A 15,987-nucleotide genomic window follows, 5' to 3' on the forward strand; every position below is an offset into this window, starting at 1 on the left:
TCAGTAGACGGCCCGCTGCCGCGGGGGCAAGCGCCCTGGTCGTTCGCTCATGGGACGCGATGAAGCAGGGCCGCGAGCCGGCTCGTCTCGTCGGCCGAAACCCAGAGCAGCGACGCGGTGCCGTCGGAGGCGGGGGCGAGCGTCAGCGTCTGCCGGTTCGGCCCGGCGAAGACCAGCTTGCCGTCCGCGACGTGGCCGCTGAGAGGGCTCGACTGGCCCCGCGCAGCATTCGTCGGGCCGACCGACAGCACGCCGTCGGCCTTGTCGCCGTCGATCCGGGTGACGGCGACCATGACCTCGCGGCCGATGGTGTAGTTGCCGTACCATTTGCCGACGAGGCCGCCCGGCACGATCGCAAGATCGGCCGGCAGCGGCAGATCGGCGCTCGGGCTCTCGCCCCAATGGCTTTCGCAGGCGTCGCGGGTCGGCGCCCGGCCGGTTTCGGCGGCGGCGAGCCAGCATGGGCCGAAGCGCTTCGCGAAATAGACCGAGTTGCCGGCGCCGTGGCCTTCGAGCACAGCGGGCTGATCGATGATCAGATGCGGCACCCTGCGCGCAGCGAGGATGCGCTCAGCTTCGGGGCCGCGTCCGCCGGGGTCGAAGAGGTCGCGGTTGAAGAAGCTCACCACGACCGGGACCGGATGCAGCGCTTCGAGCTTCGGGTAGAGCAGGCTCGCATTCCGCTCGAAGCCGCGTGTTCGAGCGTCGCCGTAGGCCGCGGGCGCATTCACCAGCACGGCCGCGAGCTTGTCCGTCCGGGTGGCGGCGGTGAGCGAGATCCAGGCGCCGAACGACTGGCCGGCCGTGACCAGCTTGGCATAGCCCTTGGCGTTGAGCTGATCGATCGCGGCCAGCAGGGCCACCGTGCTGTCCTCCTCGCGATCGCCGACGATGCCGCGGTCGAGGCGGTAGACGTCCCAGCCGGCGTCGCGGAACGCCGTCATGACCGCGGCGATCGGCGCCGTCGCGACAGCTTCGTCATGCGATAGACCGTGGTTCCAGATGATCGCGCCATGGGCCGCGGCGGGTCCGCGGATCGCCTCCGGATAGGCCGCGACCAGCTCTGTCTCGGCCCGGGCCGGCGGGACGGCGAGGGCCAGTATGGCAAGCAGCGTCAGCGTGCGGAGCAGCATTTTCCAGCCCCCCTCAGGCATTGGTGACGTCAGGCATTGGCGGCGAGGCGCCGTTCCAGCCGCTGGACCGCGAGCGTTGCCGGGAACAGCACGGCGAAATAGACGGCGGCAACCAGCGTATAGACCTCGAGCGGCCGGTAGAGCGCCGCCGTGATGACCTGGCCCTGGTAGAGCAGGTCGGGCACGGCCAGGACCGAGACGAGCGAGGTGTTCTTCAGCTGGATGATCGACTGGTTCATGAGCGGCGGCAGCATGCGCTTCAGTGCCTGCGGCAGGATGATCTTGCGCATCAAGAGGAGCCGGCCAAGGCCGAGCGCCCGGCCGGCGTCCCATTGACCGACGTCGACCGAAACGATGCCGGCCCGGATGATCTCGGCATAGAAGGCGCCGCCATAGAGGCTCAGGGTCAGGGTCGCGGCCAGCGCCGGCGACATGGAGATGTCGAGCAGCACCGGCAGCGCATAGTAGAACCAGACGAGCTGCACCAGGAGCGGCGTGCAGCGGAACGCCTCGGTATAGAGCAGGAGCGGCCAGGTCACGAACCGGGTCCTGGCCAGCCGGCCGAGCCCCGTCGCCGTGCCGACGACGAGCCCCAGCACGACGCAGAGCACGGTATAGCCGACCGTGTAGCCGAGCCCGACGACGACGAGGCTCCGGTAACCCCAGAGCGCGCCGAAGTCCCAATGGTACATCGGCCGGTCCTAGAAATTGACCGCCGGCGGGATGTCGCTCGCCTGCACGCCGACCAGCTCCAGGTTCTTGGTCACCCACGAGCGGATCTGGCCGATGCTGCGGTTGTAGTCGACCCAGACGTCGACGAAATCGCGGAACGACTTGTCGGCTTCCTTGCGCACGCCCGGGTTGGTCGTGGTGCCCATCAGCGGCTGCAGCACGATGAGCTGGCCCACGTTCGGGTTCTTCTTGAGCATGGTCAGCGACAGGATGACGACGAGCACTTGGGCGTCGACGCGGCCGGTCTGGAGCGCGAGCGTCGCCTCGTCGGCGGTCTTGAAGCCCACGATCTCGGCCTTGGGACAGAGGCGGCGGGCGATCGCGTCGTGCGACGAGCCGATGTCGACCGCGATCTTGACCTTGGGATCGTTGAGCTCGGCCCAGGTCTTGGGCTCGAAGCCCTTCTTGGCGAGGATCGTGAAGGCGTTGGTGAAGAGCGGCTTGCAGAAATCGATGACGAAGGCGCGCTTCGGCGTCGGATTGACGCCGAACATGATGTCGATCTTGTTGGCCTCGAGGTCGAGCACGGCGTTGCCCCAGGTGCTCTCGACGACCTCGAGCTCGGCATCGAATTGGCTCGCCAGGTCGGTTGCCATGTCGATGCAGAAGCCCGACCATTTCCCGGCGACGATGTCCTTGTGATAATAGGGCTCGCCGCCGGCGATGCCGCCGATGCGGAGCTTCTTCGTGCGCTTGATGCGCTCGAAGGTCGATTCGGCCGCGTCGGCTGCGCGGGCCGCGCCGATGCCAGGGACGCCAAGGCCCGTGACGAGGGCAGCGCTGCCGGCGAGGAGTGCCAGGGATCGGCGTGAAATCATGCGCGGTCTCTCCCGAGGGTCTTGAAGGCGCCCCGTGCCTGTGAAAATCAAGGTCCTGCCTCGATCCTAGCCCCAGGATCGAACCGCGTGGAAGGGGGGATTGCGGCCTATTTTTCGCACGACCGCCCATGGGGGCTTGATCTCGCCGGCACAAGACCCACACGCGTAATAGTCGTTTGCTACAAGACAGTTGGCGGGAAGTGCCGGCAAAGTTCTATGGTCGGGGCGGTCACGTCCTACCGCCGCCGTTCGTAGTTCATTATAGTTCCCGCCCACGACCCATCGCCGGGGCACGGTCCTTGAGGCTTCCAAGACGCCCATCGCCGTTGCCCCGCCCCAAGAGGGATCCGCTGCCGTGTCGCCGCAATCGCCGCTTTCGCCCCGGAAAATCCGCGCCGCCCGTTGGCGCCGTCTCACCCATTTCCTGCTCGTAGGCGCCGGCCTCGCGGCGGTGAGCGGCGCCTGCGTCCTGCTCCTGGGCCATCCCACGCAGCAGGCGGTGGCGCAGGCGGCACCCGCGGCCCCGCCGCCGGTCACCGTCAGCCCGCCCCTGCAGAAGGAAGTGACGGAGTGGGATGAATATACCGGGCAGTTTGCGGCCGTGGACTATGTCGAGATCCGCGCCCGCGTCTCGGGCTACCTGACCGAGATCCATTTCACCGACGGCCAGATCGTCAACAAGGGCGACTTGCTTTTCGTGATCGACCCGCGGCCCTACGAGATCGAGCTGCAGCAGGGCCAGGCCCAGCTCACGACCGCCGAGGCGACGCTCGAGCTCGCCAACCGCGAGCTCGCCCGTGCCGCGTCGCTGCGCGAGAAGGATTTCGTGGCACAGTCGACCTATGACCAGCGCCTGCAGACCATGAAGTCGGCGGCGGCGTCGGTCGAGACCGGCAAGGCGGCGGTCCGCCAGGCCCAGCTCGACCTGGAATTCAGCCATATCACGGCGCCGGTCTCCGGCCGCATCAGCCAGCATCTGGTCTCGATCGGCAACCTGGTGAGCGGCGGGGCGACCGGCACGCCGACGCTGCTCACGACGATCGTCTCGCTCGACCCGATCTACCTCAATTTCGACATGAGCGAGGCGCAGTACCTGGCCTACGAACGCGCGTCGGCGGCCGGCAAGCTGAAGTCGAACCGCGACAAGGGCGTGCCGGCGTTCGTACGGCTGACCGATGAGAAGGATTGGGTGCACGAAGGCATCCTGAACTTCGTCGACAACCAGGTCGACCGCGGTGCCGGCACGATCCGGGCGCGCGGCATCTTCCCGAATCCGAACTTGTTCCTGACGCCGGGTCAGTTCGGCCGGGTGCGTATTCCGGGCTCGGAGCCGTACCAGGCGATGCTGGTGCCGGACGCGGCCGTGGTCACGGACCAGTCCTCGAAGCTGCTGATGACGGTCAATGCCGACGGCACGGTGGTGCCGAAGCTCGTGCGGCTCGGCCCCACGATCGACGGGCTGCGCGTCGTCCGGTCCGGCATCGATCCGGGCGACCGGGTCGTGATCGACGGGCTGGTGCGGGCTCGTCCCGGCAACAAGGTCACGCCACAGCCCGGCGAGATCAAGACCGTCGCGACGGCACGCTGAGGCGCCGCACCCATGAAGATCTCGCATTTCTTTATCGAACGGCCGATCTTCGCGGCGGTCGTCTCGATCTTCATTACGATCATCGGCGCCGTCGCCTATTTCGCGCTGCCGGTCGCGCAATATCCCGAGATCGCGCCGCCGACCATCGTCGTCACCGCGACCTATCCCGGCGCCTCCGCCGACGTCGTCTCTGACACAGTCGCCACACCGATCGAGCAGCAGGTCAACGGTGTGGAGAATATGCTCTACATGGTGAGCCAGGCGACCGGCGACGGCAACGTGTCGATCACGGTCACCTTCAAGCTCGGCACCGACCTCAACATTGCCCAGGTGCTGGTGCAGAACCGCGTCGCGATCGCCCAGCCGCGCCTGCCGGACACGGTGCAGCGCCTGGGTGTGACCGTGAAGAAGAACTCGCCCGACCTGATGATGGTCGTGCATTTGTCGTCGCCCGACGCCTCGCGCGACCAGCTCTATATCTCCAACTACGCGACGCTCCAGGTGAAGGACGTGCTGGCCCGCGTCTATGGCGTCGGCGACGTGCGCATCTTCGGCGCGCGCGATTACTCGATGCGTATCTGGCTCGACCCGGACAAGGTGCAGTCGCGCAACCTGACCGCAGGGGAGGTCGTGCAGGCGCTGCAGGCCCAGAACGTCCAGGTCTCGGCCGGCGTGCTGAACGCGCCGCCGACGCCGAATCCGGGCGCCTTCCAGCTCAACGTTCAGACTTTGGGCCGCCTGACCGATACGCGCCAATTCGAGGACATCATCGTCAAGGCCGACACGAGCGGCCGGGTCACCCGCGTGCGCGACATCGCGCGCGTCGAGCTGGGTGCTCAGGACTATGGCTCCAACAGCTATCTGGACGAGCGGCAGGCAGTGGCGCTGCTGATCTTCCAGCAGCCGGGCACCAACGCGCTCGACACCGCGGACCATGTCATCAAGACGATGGAGGAGCTGTCCAGGTCGTTCCCGACCGGGGTCAAGTACGACATCGTCTATAACCCGACCCAGGTCATTGCCCAGTCAGTCGAGGAGGTGCAGAAGACGATCTACGAGGCGGTCGTGCTGGTCGTGATCGTCGTCATTCTGTTTCTGCAGACCTGGCGCGCCTCGCTCATCCCGATCGTCGCCATCCCGGTATCGCTGATCGGCACCTTCGCGGTCCTGGCCGCGTTCGGCTATTCGCTCAACAACCTGTCGCTGTTCGGCCTGGTTCTGGCGGTTGGCATCGTGGTCGACGACGCGATCGTCGTGGTTGAGAACGTCGAGCGCAACCTGCGGCTCGGCATGTCGCCGCGCGAGGCGGCGATCCGGTCCATGGACGAGGTCGGCGGCGCGCTCGTCGCCATCGCGCTCGTGCTGAGCTCGGTGTTCATTCCGGCCGCGTTCATTCCCGGCATCTCCGGGCAATTCTTCCGGCAGTTCGCGGTCACGATCGCCGCATCGACGGTCATCTCACTCCTCGTCTCGCTGACCTTGAGCCCGGCGCTGTGCGCGATCCTGTTCAAGCCGCATGTGGCCCATCACGAGGAGCATCATTCGGCGCTGGCGCGCCCGCTGCTCGCGTTCTTCGCCGGGTTCAACCGGGTGTTCGACTGGCTGGCGGACCGCTATGGGCGGCTGACCGGGCTGCTGACCCGGCGCGGCGTCGTGATGCTGCTGATCTATGCCGGGCTGATCGGGCTCACCGGCGTCCAATTCACGCGCGCGCCCACCGGTTTCATCCCCGATCAGGACCAGGGCTATCTGATCTGCGTGTTCCAGCTGCCGCCAGGATCGTCGCTCTCCCGGACCGACGCGGTCGTGAAGCAGGCGACCAAGATCATTCTCGGGACCCCGGGCATCGCCCATGCGGTCGTGTTCGCGGGCTTCGACGGCGCCACCTTCACCAACGCGCCCAACGCCGGCGCCATCTTCACGCCGTTCAAGCCGTTTGCCGAACGCGTCGCGGCCGGCCAATCCGCAGACTCGATCCAGGCCGAACTCAGGAAGCGCCTCGGCGCCATCCAAGAGGCGTTCACGCTGGTGATCCAGCCGCCGCCAGTGCGCGGCATCGGCAATGCCGGCGGCTTCAAGATGATGATCCAGGACAAGCGCGGTCGCGGCCTGCAGGCGCTCGAGGCGGCGACCAACGAGATCCTGGGCATCGCGAACCACACACCCGGCCTGGTCAGTGTGTTCACACTCTTCAACAACCGGACCCCGCGCGTCTATGCCGACATCGACCGCTTCAAGGCCGAGATGTTGAACGTGCCGACTGACAAGGTGTTCGAGACGCTGCAGGTCTATCTGGGCTCGGCCTACATCAACGACTTCAACTATCTCGGCCGCACCTACCAGGTGACGGCCCAGGCCGATGCGCCGTTCCGAGAGACGATCGACGAGATGGCCAACCTGAAGACCCGCAACGGCTCGGGCCAGATGGTGCCGATCGGGTCGGTAACGACCTTCCGCGACATTACCGGCGCCTATCGCGTGCCGCGCTACAATCTCTATCCCGCGGCCGAGGTGCAAGGTTCGCTGCTGCCTGGCTACTCGACCGGCTATGCGCTGGCCCAGATGGAGAAGATCGCGGCCGAGCACCTGTCGGACGGGTTCGGCTATGAATGGACTGAGCTCAGCTATCAGGAAAAGCTCGCCGGCAATTCCGGCATCCTGGTGTTCGCGGCCTCGGTGCTGTTCGTGTTCCTGGTGCTGGCGGCACAGTACGAGAGCTGGTCGCTGCCGCTGTCGGTGGTGCTGATCGTACCCATGTGCCTGCTGGCCGCGGTGTCCGGCCTGCTCTTGCGCGGCATTTCAGTCAATATCCTGGCCCAGGTCGGCTTCGTCGTGCTGGTCGGCCTTGCGGCCAAGAACGCGATCCTGATCGTCGAGTTCGCCCGGCAGGCGGAGGACGAGGGGATGGACCGCTTCCAGGCGGCGGTTGCGGCGGCGCGCACGCGCCTCCGGCCGATCCTGATGACCTCGTTCGCATTCATCCTCGGCGTCGTGCCGCTGGTGGTCGCGACCGGCGCCGGCGCCGAGATGCGCCAGTCGCTCGGCACCGCCGTGTTCTTCGGCATGCTGGGCGTGACCAGCTTCGGCCTGATCTTCACGCCGATCTTTTACGTGGTCATCCGCGGCCTGACCGGCCGCCGGAAGGCGAAGGCGGTGGCCGGGGCGCCCGCGGAGTGACTGGGGTGGAGTGACCGGGGCGGACTGACTGGCGCGAGGCCGCGGCTCAAACGGCCGGCGGTCTCGCGAAGGTCGGTTTGGTGAAGGCGAGCCGGAAGCCGGCGCGCTCCGCGTTGCGGGCGCTGGTGTTGGCCGGGCGTGCCCCGATGCTGGCGAGTTCCAGCCCCATGCGCCGGGCGTCGGCGAGTCTGGCATTGAGCAAGGCCGCCTGCACGCCGCGGCCTCTCTGGCTCGGATGGGTGCTCGCGATATAGAGATGGGCGACCGGGCCTTCTGGCGTCTCCAACGCAGCCAGGCCAGCCGAACCCGCGACCGTGCCGTCGACGAACGCCAGGTAGAGGGTCGTATCGGCGCGATCGAGCGCGATGCGGGCCAGGACTTCCAAGAGGTCGGCCGACCGGCGGTGGGCCTGGACCGAGAAGCCGGCGACTGAGGTTGCAACGAACCGTTCGGCCTCCGCCGCCTCGACCCGGCGCACTTCGACGCCGGGCACCGCCGCGGGCGCCAGGTCCGCGGCGGTCAGAAGCCGCCCGTAGCTGTTCGAGAAGGCGTTGACCCGATAGCCGCGCGTGGCCAGCGCCGTAAGCGCGCCCGCGTCGGCATGGGGGCAGAGGTCGATCTCCGTCGGCAGGCCCATGCCGTCGTAGAGCCGTTCGACCCGGTCGAGATCATCCGGGGTGAGCGGCCGATCAAGGCCGGCGCCGACAACATGGTTGAGCTTGCGGCCGAACGCAGCGTCGCTCGCGATGGCGACGCCGCCGGCGATCGGCTCCGCCAGCGCCGTGCAGCCCGGGCGAAGGCGACGGTAACTCTCGATCTGCCGGGTCACGTGCAGCGCCTCGGCGGCTTCGAGCCGGCGGGCGAGGTCTGGGGCGGTGAACAGCATGATGTCGATTCCCGGCGGGCGATCTCCCCGCGTTGAGCAGGGCGTCGGGCGGACCGGTTAGCTCGCGGCAGCGAGCTGCTGGTTAAGGTTTTCGTGGGCAGCGGGCAGGCGCACGACCGCGGTGGTGCCGCGGCCGAGCGCGCTCTCGAGCTCGAGCACGCCCTGGTGCAGCTCGACGAGCCGCTTGGTCAGCGGCAGGCCGAGCCCGGTGCCGGGGTTGCGCCGGTTGAGGTCGTTGTCGACTTGGCGGAACGGCTCCAGCACCGTCGACATGTCCTCGGGCGCGATGCCGATGCCGGTGTCGACCACCTTGAGCTGCACGCCGGTCTCGGTTGCCTCGACCGAGACCGAGACATGGCCTGCCGTCGGCGTGTACTTGATCGCGTTCGACATCAGGTTCAGCAGCACCTGGCGCAAGCGCATGCCGTCACCCATGACGAGCGGCAGGTTCGGCGGCACGCGGGTGTTGAGCAGGATGCCGGCGCGCTCGGCGCGCGGCGCCAGCATCCGGACCGCGCTTTCGACCACTTCGCGGAGATCGACCGGGTCCTGAATGAGGTGCAGTTCGCCGGCCTCGGTCTTCGAGAAATCGAGAATGTCGTTGATCAGGCCCAGGAGATGGCTGCCGCTGTCGCGGATATCGCCGGCATATTCGCGATAGCGGCTGTAGGCGGCACTGTCGCCGCCCAGCATCTCGCCGTGGATGAGCTCGGCGAAGCCGATGACGGCGTTCAACGGCGTCCGGAGCTCGTGGCTCATGTTGGCGAGGAACTCGGACTTGGCGCGGCTTGCCGCCTCGGCCGCCTGGCGCGCCTCGATCAGCGCGCGCTCCATATGCCGCTGGGCGGTCACGTCGCTGCGCAGCGTGACGATGCCGCCCTCGGTCGTCCGGCGCTCGGAGACGCGCAGGATCTTGCCGTCGGCAGTCTCGAACTCGACCGGCTGGCCAGGCGAGAGATGGGCCGCAAGCCGTGCGGCGCGATATTCCTCCTCGCGCCCGACCGCGGCCGGGATGAGGCCGCGTTCGATCCGGTCGTCGAGCAGCTCCGGGAAGGACTGGCCGAACTCGACCTTGCTGCCCGGGTCGGGGTCGAGCCGGTGTGCCGCGTCGTTGCACAGCACCAGGCGGTCCTCGGAGTCCCATAGAAGGAAGCCCTCGCTGAGCGCGTCGAGCGCGTTGCGCAGCCGTTCCTCGGCTTCGTGGGCCAGATGGCGGGCGATGTCGAGCTGCATGCTGTTGACGGCGAGCGCCGAGGCATGGCGCTCGAGATCGGCGAAACCCTTGGCGCGCTCCGCCATCCCCTGCTTGAGACGCCAGCCGAGCAGCGCGAGGCAGCCGACGAGCGCCGCCGCGACGAGGCCGGAGATGATGGCCTCCTGCCGCCAGTTCGCGAGCGCCGAGGATCGGCTGAGAGCCACCATGACCGTGATCGGCAGCGTGCGGTCGACGACGTAGCCGACGATCCGCGGCTGCCCGTCGATCGGCGAACGGGTTTCGAAATGGCCGCTCTGCCCCGGTGCCACCCCGTCGAGCCGATAGATCGGCGCCGTCGCGAGATCGACCATCGGGTGGCGCCAGAGCAATTGGCCATCGGCCCGGTCGACCGCCACCACGCCGTCGTCGCCCAGGTCGAGCGTGGCGTAAAGCCGGTCGAAGCTCATGAGGTCGAGATAGGCGATGGCGACGCCGAGGAAGCGCCCGTCCGCGTCGCGGAAGCCGCGGCTGATCGGCAATTGCCAGCCGCCGTCCGCGCGCCGGGTCGGCACGCCGATGGCGAGGCCCAGGTCGGGCTTGTCCCGCTGCTCGGCGAAGACGTCGAGTGCTGCGACCGAGTTGCCGCCCATCTGGTCGAACACCGGCCGCCCCTGGTCGTCGGCCACCGTGAAGCCGCGGACGAGGCCCGGCCGATCGCCGAGCCGTGCGATCATGCTCGTGACCGCATCGGCGCCGCCCATGCGCCCGCCGATGTCGCCGGTCGCGAGGTCGAAGATCACCCGCAGGCGCTGGTCGACATCGTCCAGGTTGCGGGCGGCATTTTCATCGAGGACGGTGGCGAGCGTCCGAGCGGTGCTTTCCGCCCTGCTGATCGCGCCCTGATAGGAGTTCCACACCACAATGCCGCCCAACAGGACGAGTGCTGCGGCGAGCGCCAGCACGGGGGAGAACAAGCTCCTCGGTGTGAATGAAGGCATCAAGATCCTCGGCAGCCGCCGCATGTCGACGGGCGCTGCAGACTTTATGAAAATTTTATCGAGCGCAAGGGTCAGTTGAATCTCGATGCCACAGATTGGTCATTTCGTGATGCCGCTGTGCCCTTTTTGTTCGTTTCGTTGCGCGAGGCCCGTATCGGCGTCGGAAAAGCGCGCCGCCGGGTGGTGTCGGCAGCGGTGGGCAGCGGTCGAGTCGGTTCGTTCGGGCAGCGCGCCCGCGCCGCTTGGCGCGCGGATTGCGGGACGATCGGATGGTCCGTCCGGCCGTGATTTGCGGTAGTGCAGTCCGGTCGCGGCGGCGGCGATCGGAGGGGCGCCGCCGGGCCGGCTCGGCACGACCCTGGGTGGTGCAGCCGGTCGGCCGCGTGGGTTCCCGTAAAACAATGGGCCGCGCCGGAGACCCGGCGCGGCCCATCGAGAGCCGTTCGGCAACCGCGGTCTAGTCGCGGTCCCAGTGGCGATGATGCCAATAGTGCGGGCCGTAGCCGTAGTAGACCGGGGCCGGCGCGTAATAGACCGGCGGCGGGGGTGCGTAATAGACCGGCGGCGGCGGCGCGTAGTAGACCGGCGGCGGCGGGGCGTAGGCAACGCCCGGCAGGCCGATCCCGACGGAGACGAAGGTCCGAGCCTCGGCCGGCGCGGCCGCGCCAAGGGTCGCGGCTAGGCCGATACCGGCGGCGGCGAGAGCCAGCTTGTGACGAAGCATTTTCAACACTCCTCATCCGAACAAAATTGCTCGTACGCTATAGATACGATCAGGCGGTCGGGTTTATTCCTCCAAAAGGACGAACCAGCCGTGGCATTTTTGGGCATCTCAACGGACCGCCGGAAGCCTATGACCCTCACCATCTTCCATAACCCGCGCTGCAACACCTCGCGTACCGTCCTGGCCGAACTCGAGGCCACGGGGCACAATGTCGCTGTCGTCGAATATCTGAAGACTCCACCCGATCGGGCGACGCTCGTCGACCTGCTCGCCCGGCTCGGCATCCGGCCGCGCGAACTCCTGCGCCGCAAGGAGAAGATCTACGGCGAGCTTGGGCTGGACGATCCGTCGCTCGACGACGATCGCCTGATCGATGCGATGCTGGCCCATCCGATCCTGATCGAGCGGCCGATCGTGCTCACCGACAAGGGCGCGCGGGTCTGCCGACCGCCGGCACGTCTCGCCGAGATCCTTTGAACCCGAGATCCTTTGAAGCTCGCCGAGCGCCGGCCTAGGATCGTCCGCGAGGGCAACAGGCAGGGGGCGTGAGGAATGCGGGTTGGCGTGATCGGGCTCGGCTCGATGGGCATGGGCATGGCGCTGAGCCTTGTGCGGGCTGGCCACGAGGTCTGGGGCAGCGACGTGCGTCCCGAGGCTGTCGAAAGCCTCGCCGCCGCGGGCGGGCACGGCGGTGCGACGCCGGCTGCGGCCGCCGAGGGCGCAGAGCTCGTCATCCTCATGGTGGTGAACCAGGCCCAGGTCGAGGCCGTGCTGTTCGGGCCGGACGGGGCCGCGGGCGCGCTGCGGCCGGGGGGCGTCGTCATGCAGTCTGCGACCGTGCCGGCCGGCTTCACCGAGGCGCTCGACGTGCGGCTCGCCGATGCGGGGCTGCTGCTGCTCGACGCGCCGGTGTCGGGCGGTGCCGCCAAGGCGCGCGAAGGGCAGCTCACCATCATGTCGTCGGGTTCGCCCGCCGCCTATGCCGTGGCCGATCCGGTGCTGGCCGCCGTGGCGGCGACGGTCTATCGCCTGGGCGACCGGCCGGGCATCGGCTCGACGGTCAAGACCGTGAACCAGCTCCTGGCCGGCGTGCATATCGCGGCGGCGGCCGAGGCGATGGCGCTCGGCACCCGCGCCGGCGCCGACCCGCGGCAATTGTTCGAGGTGATCTCGAACAGCGCCGGCGGCTCCTGGATGTTCCAGAACCGGGTGCCCCACATGCTCGACGGCGACTATACGCCGCTGTCCTCGGTCGAGATCTTCGTCAAGGACCTAGGCCTGGTGCTGGATACCGGGCGCTCGCTGCGCTTTCCGCTGCCGATCGCGGCCGCCGCGCATCAGCAGTTCCTCGCCGCCGCCGCATCGGGCCACGGCGGCGAGGACGATGCGGCGGTGGTCAAGGTCTACGAGGGATTGGCCGGGATCAAGGTGGCGCGGCCGAAGCAATGACGCTGCGCAACGCAGTTGTCATCGAACGACACGCCTGAGCGGCGACATCCTGCGCTAGACTTCCGGCCTCGCTTGCCCGCTCTGGATGGCTGCCGATGTCGCTTACCCCGTTTGAGATCTCCATCTGCGGAATCGAGGAACTGCCGCCGTTCGAGACGCGCGGCGTCACCCATCTCCTGTCGGTGCTCGATCCCGACTTTCCGGAGCCGGAGTGCCTGGCGCTCCTCAGCCCGACCCACCGGCTGCAGCTGCGCTTCCATGACGCGATCGACCCGCGGCCGGGCGAGATCCTGGTCGAGCGCGACCATGTCCGCCAGGTGCTCGAGTTCGGACGCGACCTGCCGGGGCCCAAGGGGCACCTGCTGGTGCATTGCCACGCCGGCGTCTCGCGCTCGACCGCCTTCACGATCCTGCTTCTGGCGCAGGCGCTGCCAGAGGTGGCGGCGCCCGACATCGTGGCCGAGGTCGTGCGCGTCCGGTCGCGCGCCTGGCCGAACCTCCGGATCATCGAACTCGGCGACGAGTTGCTCGGCCGCAACGGCACGCTCGTCGGCGCCGTGCGGGCACGCCATGCCGAATATGCCAAGCGCGTGCCGCGCTTCGTCCAGCTGATGAAGGAGCTGGGCCGGGAGCGTGAGGTGGACGGGCTGGAGCTCTGACCGGCTTCCGCCCCGCTCTGCCGAACGGGGCGGGATCGCGCCTTAGCTGCCGGGCTTCAGGTAGTCGTGCAGGACCTCGCCATAAGGCAGCGTCAGGTCGGCGATGAAATGGAGCCCGCCGATGACCTGGCGCACCGGCAGGTCGGCGACCGGCGCATTGACGTGCGGGATCAGGTGCAGGCGGGCGGGTCCGGTCCACGAGCCCTTGACCGTGACGTCCGTCAGGTGGAAATGGACGAGCTGCGCGATCGCCGGCTTGCCGTCGACGTCCGGGATCAGCTTCAGGCAGACCTGCTTCTTGGTCAGCGACTCGTAGGTCTTGTTCACGTCGCGGACGTGCGGCTCCCATTTGTAGACCATGGAGCCGAGCGCCACCCGCTCGCCGGCGTAATGCAGCGTGCCGGTCAGCGTGTCGTGCTTCACTTCAAGCTTCGGGTGCGCATGCTTCTTCGGGAAGCCCCAGATCTCGCGGCCGGCCGCGATCGGCGGCTCGTCGTCGAGATACATCTGGGACGTGAAGTTGCAGGCGACGCCGTGATAGTGGCACGGAATGACGATGCCCGATTCGGTGTAGTCGCCGAAGCCGGAGCTGTCGGGCATGCGGATCCATTCGTAGTAGACGATGCCCTCGGGGTCGGGCACCAGCGGCTCGGGCACCGCGGCGCGGATCGCATCGGGATCGCTCTTGTAGGCGACGGTGAAATATTGGCGATCGATGAAGCGGAACGGTCCGTGGGGATAGGACGGGGCCGCGGCCGGCATGGAGGGCGTGCCAAGAATCTCGTCGCGGGTCATCGGGAACTCTCCGGAAAGCGGCGGGGAAGGGCGCTTGGGAAGGTGCTCGCGGAAACCGTAGCGCGAATATGTTGCACTGCGAAGATGTCGTGCCGTTTCGACCCGGGTCAATGGGCTCAGCTTTTGGCGGCGCGCTCCAGTTCCTGCTGGCGCAGGCGATAGCGCTGCAGCTTGCCGGTCTGGGTGCGCGGCAGCGTCGGCACGAACTCGATCGCCCGCGGGTATTTATAGGGTGCGATTTCCGCCTTCACATGGGCCTGGATCGCCTTCGCGAGCGGCTCGCTCGGGCTTTCGCCGGCTTTCAAGACGACGAACGCCTTGACGATGAAGGTGCGCTCCTCGTCCGGCGAGGCGACGACGGCGCATTCGGCGACCGCGGGGTGGTCCAGCACCGCCTGCTCGACCTCGGGGCCGGAGATGTTGTAGCCGGCCGAGATGATCATGTCGTCGCTGCGCGCCTGGAACCAGAAATAGCCGTCTGCATCCATGAGATAGCTGTCGCCGGTCACGTTCCAGCCGTGCTGGACGTAGGTCGACTGCCTGGGGTCGTCGAGATAGCGACAGCCGACCGGGCCCTTGACCGCGAGCCGGCCGACCTCGCCGGCCGGCAATTCCCGGCCTTCATCATCGAGGATCGCGGCACGGAAGCCCGGCACCGGTTTGCCCGTCGCCCCCGGCCGGATCGCGTCGCCCGCGGCGGAGATGAAGATGTGCAGCATCTCGGTGGCGCCGATGCCGTCGATGAGCTCGAGCCCGAACGCTTGCCCGACCAACGTACGGGTCGCGAGCGGCAGCGCCTCGCCGGCGGAGACCCCCTTCCTGAGGCTCGAGATATCGTAGCGGCCCTTGAGCGCCGCCATGGCGCGATAGGCGGTCGGCGCCGTGAAGCAGACGGTCGCCCGATGGCGCTCGATCGCCTGCATCAGCGCCTCCGGCCCGGCGCTCTCCAGGAGCAGGGTCGCGGCTCCGGCGGCGAGCGGGAAGATCACGAGCCCGCCCAGGCCGAAGGTGAAGGCGATCGGCGGGCTGCCGCAGAACAGGTCGTCGGGCGACGGCTGCAGCACATGGCGCGAGAACGTGTCGGCGATGGCGAGAATGTCGCGATGGAAATGCATGCAGCCCTTGGGCTCGCCCGTGGTGCCCGAGGTGAAGGCGATGAGCGCAACATCGTCGGCCGCGGTGTCGACCGTCTCGAACCGGCCGGAAGCCGCGGCCATGCGCGCCTCGAGCCCGTCGGCGGCCTCGCTGTTCGCGATCAGGATCCGCGCCAGCGCCGGGGCGTCCTTCTGGGCCGCGCGCAGGTCTGGCTCGAGCCGGGCGTCGCAGATGGCGTGGCTGATCCGGGCTTTCTCGATCACCTTGACGAGCTCACGCGCGCGGAGCAGCGGCATGGTCGTCACGGCGACGGCGCCGAGCTTGAGCACGGCGAACCACTCAGCAACCAGCATCGGGTTGTTCGCCGCGCGCAGCAGCACCCGGTTGCCGGGCACGACGCCATCGGCGCGCAGCACCTCGGCGATCCGGTCCGCCCGGTCCCTGAGCTCGGCATAGGTCCAGGAGCCCCGGTCGTCGACGAGGCAGCGGCGCCCGCCGTCCCCGGCGGCAACCCGGTCGTCGAGCAGCGCCCGGGCAGCGTTGAGCCGAGGCGGGTAGCGGAGCTCGGGCAGGTCGAAGATCAGCTCCGGCCAGGCGGACTGCGGCGGCAGCCGGTCGAGCGCGAAGCGGTCGACGAAGGCGGTCGCGCCAGCAGTCTTTGGGCCAGCAGTCTCCGGAGTGGTCGAATCGGGTGCGTTGCTTGTTGGCATTTTTATGCTCCCGGGCTTTCGTGATGCG

The 15,987-nt window shown here is 68.1% G+C and carries 13 protein-coding genes; 5 read left to right on the top strand and 8 right to left on the bottom strand.

Going from position 1 to position 15,987, the window contains the following annotated elements:
* Nucleotides 1-47: 47 nt before the first annotated feature.
* From IEY58_RS14540 to IEY58_RS14550, 3 genes are read right to left on the bottom strand one after another with little or no spacing between them, the layout of a single operon-like run.
* On the bottom strand, nucleotides 48-1,133 hold the full coding sequence (locus IEY58_RS14540) for an alpha/beta fold hydrolase (protein ID WP_189046956.1): 1,086 nt from the start codon (nucleotides 1,131-1,133) through the stop codon (nucleotides 48-50).
* A gap of 29 nt (nucleotides 1,134-1,162) precedes the next feature.
* Nucleotides 1,163-1,825, bottom strand: a complete 663-nt coding sequence (locus IEY58_RS14545) for an amino acid ABC transporter permease (protein ID WP_189046958.1) — start codon at nucleotides 1,823-1,825, stop codon at nucleotides 1,163-1,165.
* Between the two features lie 9 nt (nucleotides 1,826-1,834).
* Complete coding sequence (locus IEY58_RS14550; protein WP_189046960.1) at nucleotides 1,835-2,683, bottom strand: transporter substrate-binding domain-containing protein; 849 nt, start codon at nucleotides 2,681-2,683, stop codon at nucleotides 1,835-1,837.
* 355 nt (nucleotides 2,684-3,038) lie between these two features.
* Here IEY58_RS14550 and IEY58_RS14555 point away from each other — a divergent pair, with 355 nt between their 5' ends.
* Both IEY58_RS14555 and IEY58_RS14560 read left to right on the top strand, forming a co-directional pair.
* Entirely contained in the window at nucleotides 3,039-4,271 is a 1,233-nt protein-coding gene (locus IEY58_RS14555) for an efflux RND transporter periplasmic adaptor subunit (RefSeq protein ID WP_229743732.1), read from the top strand.
* A gap of 12 nt (nucleotides 4,272-4,283) precedes the next feature.
* Nucleotides 4,284-7,448 (top strand): efflux RND transporter permease subunit, encoded by a 3,165-nt coding sequence (locus IEY58_RS14560; protein WP_189046962.1) that lies wholly within the window; start codon nucleotides 4,284-4,286, stop codon nucleotides 7,446-7,448.
* 46 nt (nucleotides 7,449-7,494) lie between these two features.
* On the opposite strand, the gene IEY58_RS14565 is transcribed toward IEY58_RS14560, so the two are convergent.
* From IEY58_RS14565 to IEY58_RS14575, 3 genes are all read right to left on the bottom strand, one after another.
* Complete coding sequence (locus tag IEY58_RS14565) at nucleotides 7,495-8,334, bottom strand: GNAT family N-acetyltransferase (RefSeq protein ID WP_189046964.1); 840 nt, start codon at nucleotides 8,332-8,334, stop codon at nucleotides 7,495-7,497.
* Between the two features lie 57 nt (nucleotides 8,335-8,391).
* The gene (locus tag IEY58_RS14570; protein ID WP_189046966.1) at nucleotides 8,392-10,503 is read right to left on the bottom strand and encodes an ATP-binding protein; all 2,112 of its coding nucleotides are present in this window, start codon (nucleotides 10,501-10,503) and stop codon (nucleotides 8,392-8,394) included.
* A gap of 481 nt (nucleotides 10,504-10,984) precedes the next feature.
* On the bottom strand, nucleotides 10,985-11,251 hold the full coding sequence (locus IEY58_RS14575; protein ID WP_189046968.1) for a hypothetical protein: 267 nt from the start codon (nucleotides 11,249-11,251) through the stop codon (nucleotides 10,985-10,987).
* Between the two features lie 129 nt (nucleotides 11,252-11,380).
* Here IEY58_RS14575 and arsC point away from each other — a divergent pair, with 129 nt between their 5' ends.
* The 3 genes from arsC (at nucleotide 11,381) to IEY58_RS14590 (ending at nucleotide 13,359) form a co-directional block, all read left to right on the top strand.
* Nucleotides 11,381-11,728 (top strand): arsenate reductase (glutaredoxin), encoded by a 348-nt coding sequence (arsC, locus tag IEY58_RS14580; RefSeq protein WP_189046970.1) that lies wholly within the window; start codon nucleotides 11,381-11,383, stop codon nucleotides 11,726-11,728.
* A 75-nt stretch (nucleotides 11,729-11,803) separates the two neighbouring features.
* Nucleotides 11,804-12,700, top strand: a complete 897-nt coding sequence (gene ltnD, locus IEY58_RS14585; protein ID WP_189046972.1) for an L-threonate dehydrogenase — start codon at nucleotides 11,804-11,806, stop codon at nucleotides 12,698-12,700.
* A 95-nt stretch (nucleotides 12,701-12,795) separates the two neighbouring features.
* Nucleotides 12,796-13,359 (top strand): tyrosine phosphatase family protein, encoded by a 564-nt coding sequence (locus IEY58_RS14590; RefSeq protein WP_189046974.1) that lies wholly within the window; start codon nucleotides 12,796-12,798, stop codon nucleotides 13,357-13,359.
* A 42-nt stretch (nucleotides 13,360-13,401) separates the two neighbouring features.
* On the opposite strand, the gene IEY58_RS14595 is transcribed toward IEY58_RS14590, so the two are convergent.
* Nucleotides 13,402-14,154: an acetoacetate decarboxylase gene (locus IEY58_RS14595; RefSeq protein WP_189046976.1), complete on the bottom strand. Its 753-nt coding sequence runs from the start codon at nucleotides 14,152-14,154 to the stop codon at nucleotides 13,402-13,404.
* Nucleotides 14,155-14,270: 116 nt separating this feature from the next.
* Nucleotides 14,271-15,959, bottom strand: coding sequence for a benzoate-CoA ligase family protein (locus IEY58_RS14600; protein ID WP_189046978.1), 1,689 nt, complete (start codon nucleotides 15,957-15,959; stop codon nucleotides 14,271-14,273).
* Nucleotides 15,960-15,987 lie beyond the last annotated feature (28 nt).

Origin of the sequence: Aliidongia dinghuensis (assembly GCF_014643535.1) — a bacterium.
In the GTDB taxonomy this organism is placed as follows: Bacteria; Pseudomonadota; Alphaproteobacteria; order ATCC43930; family CGMCC-115725; genus Aliidongia; species Aliidongia dinghuensis.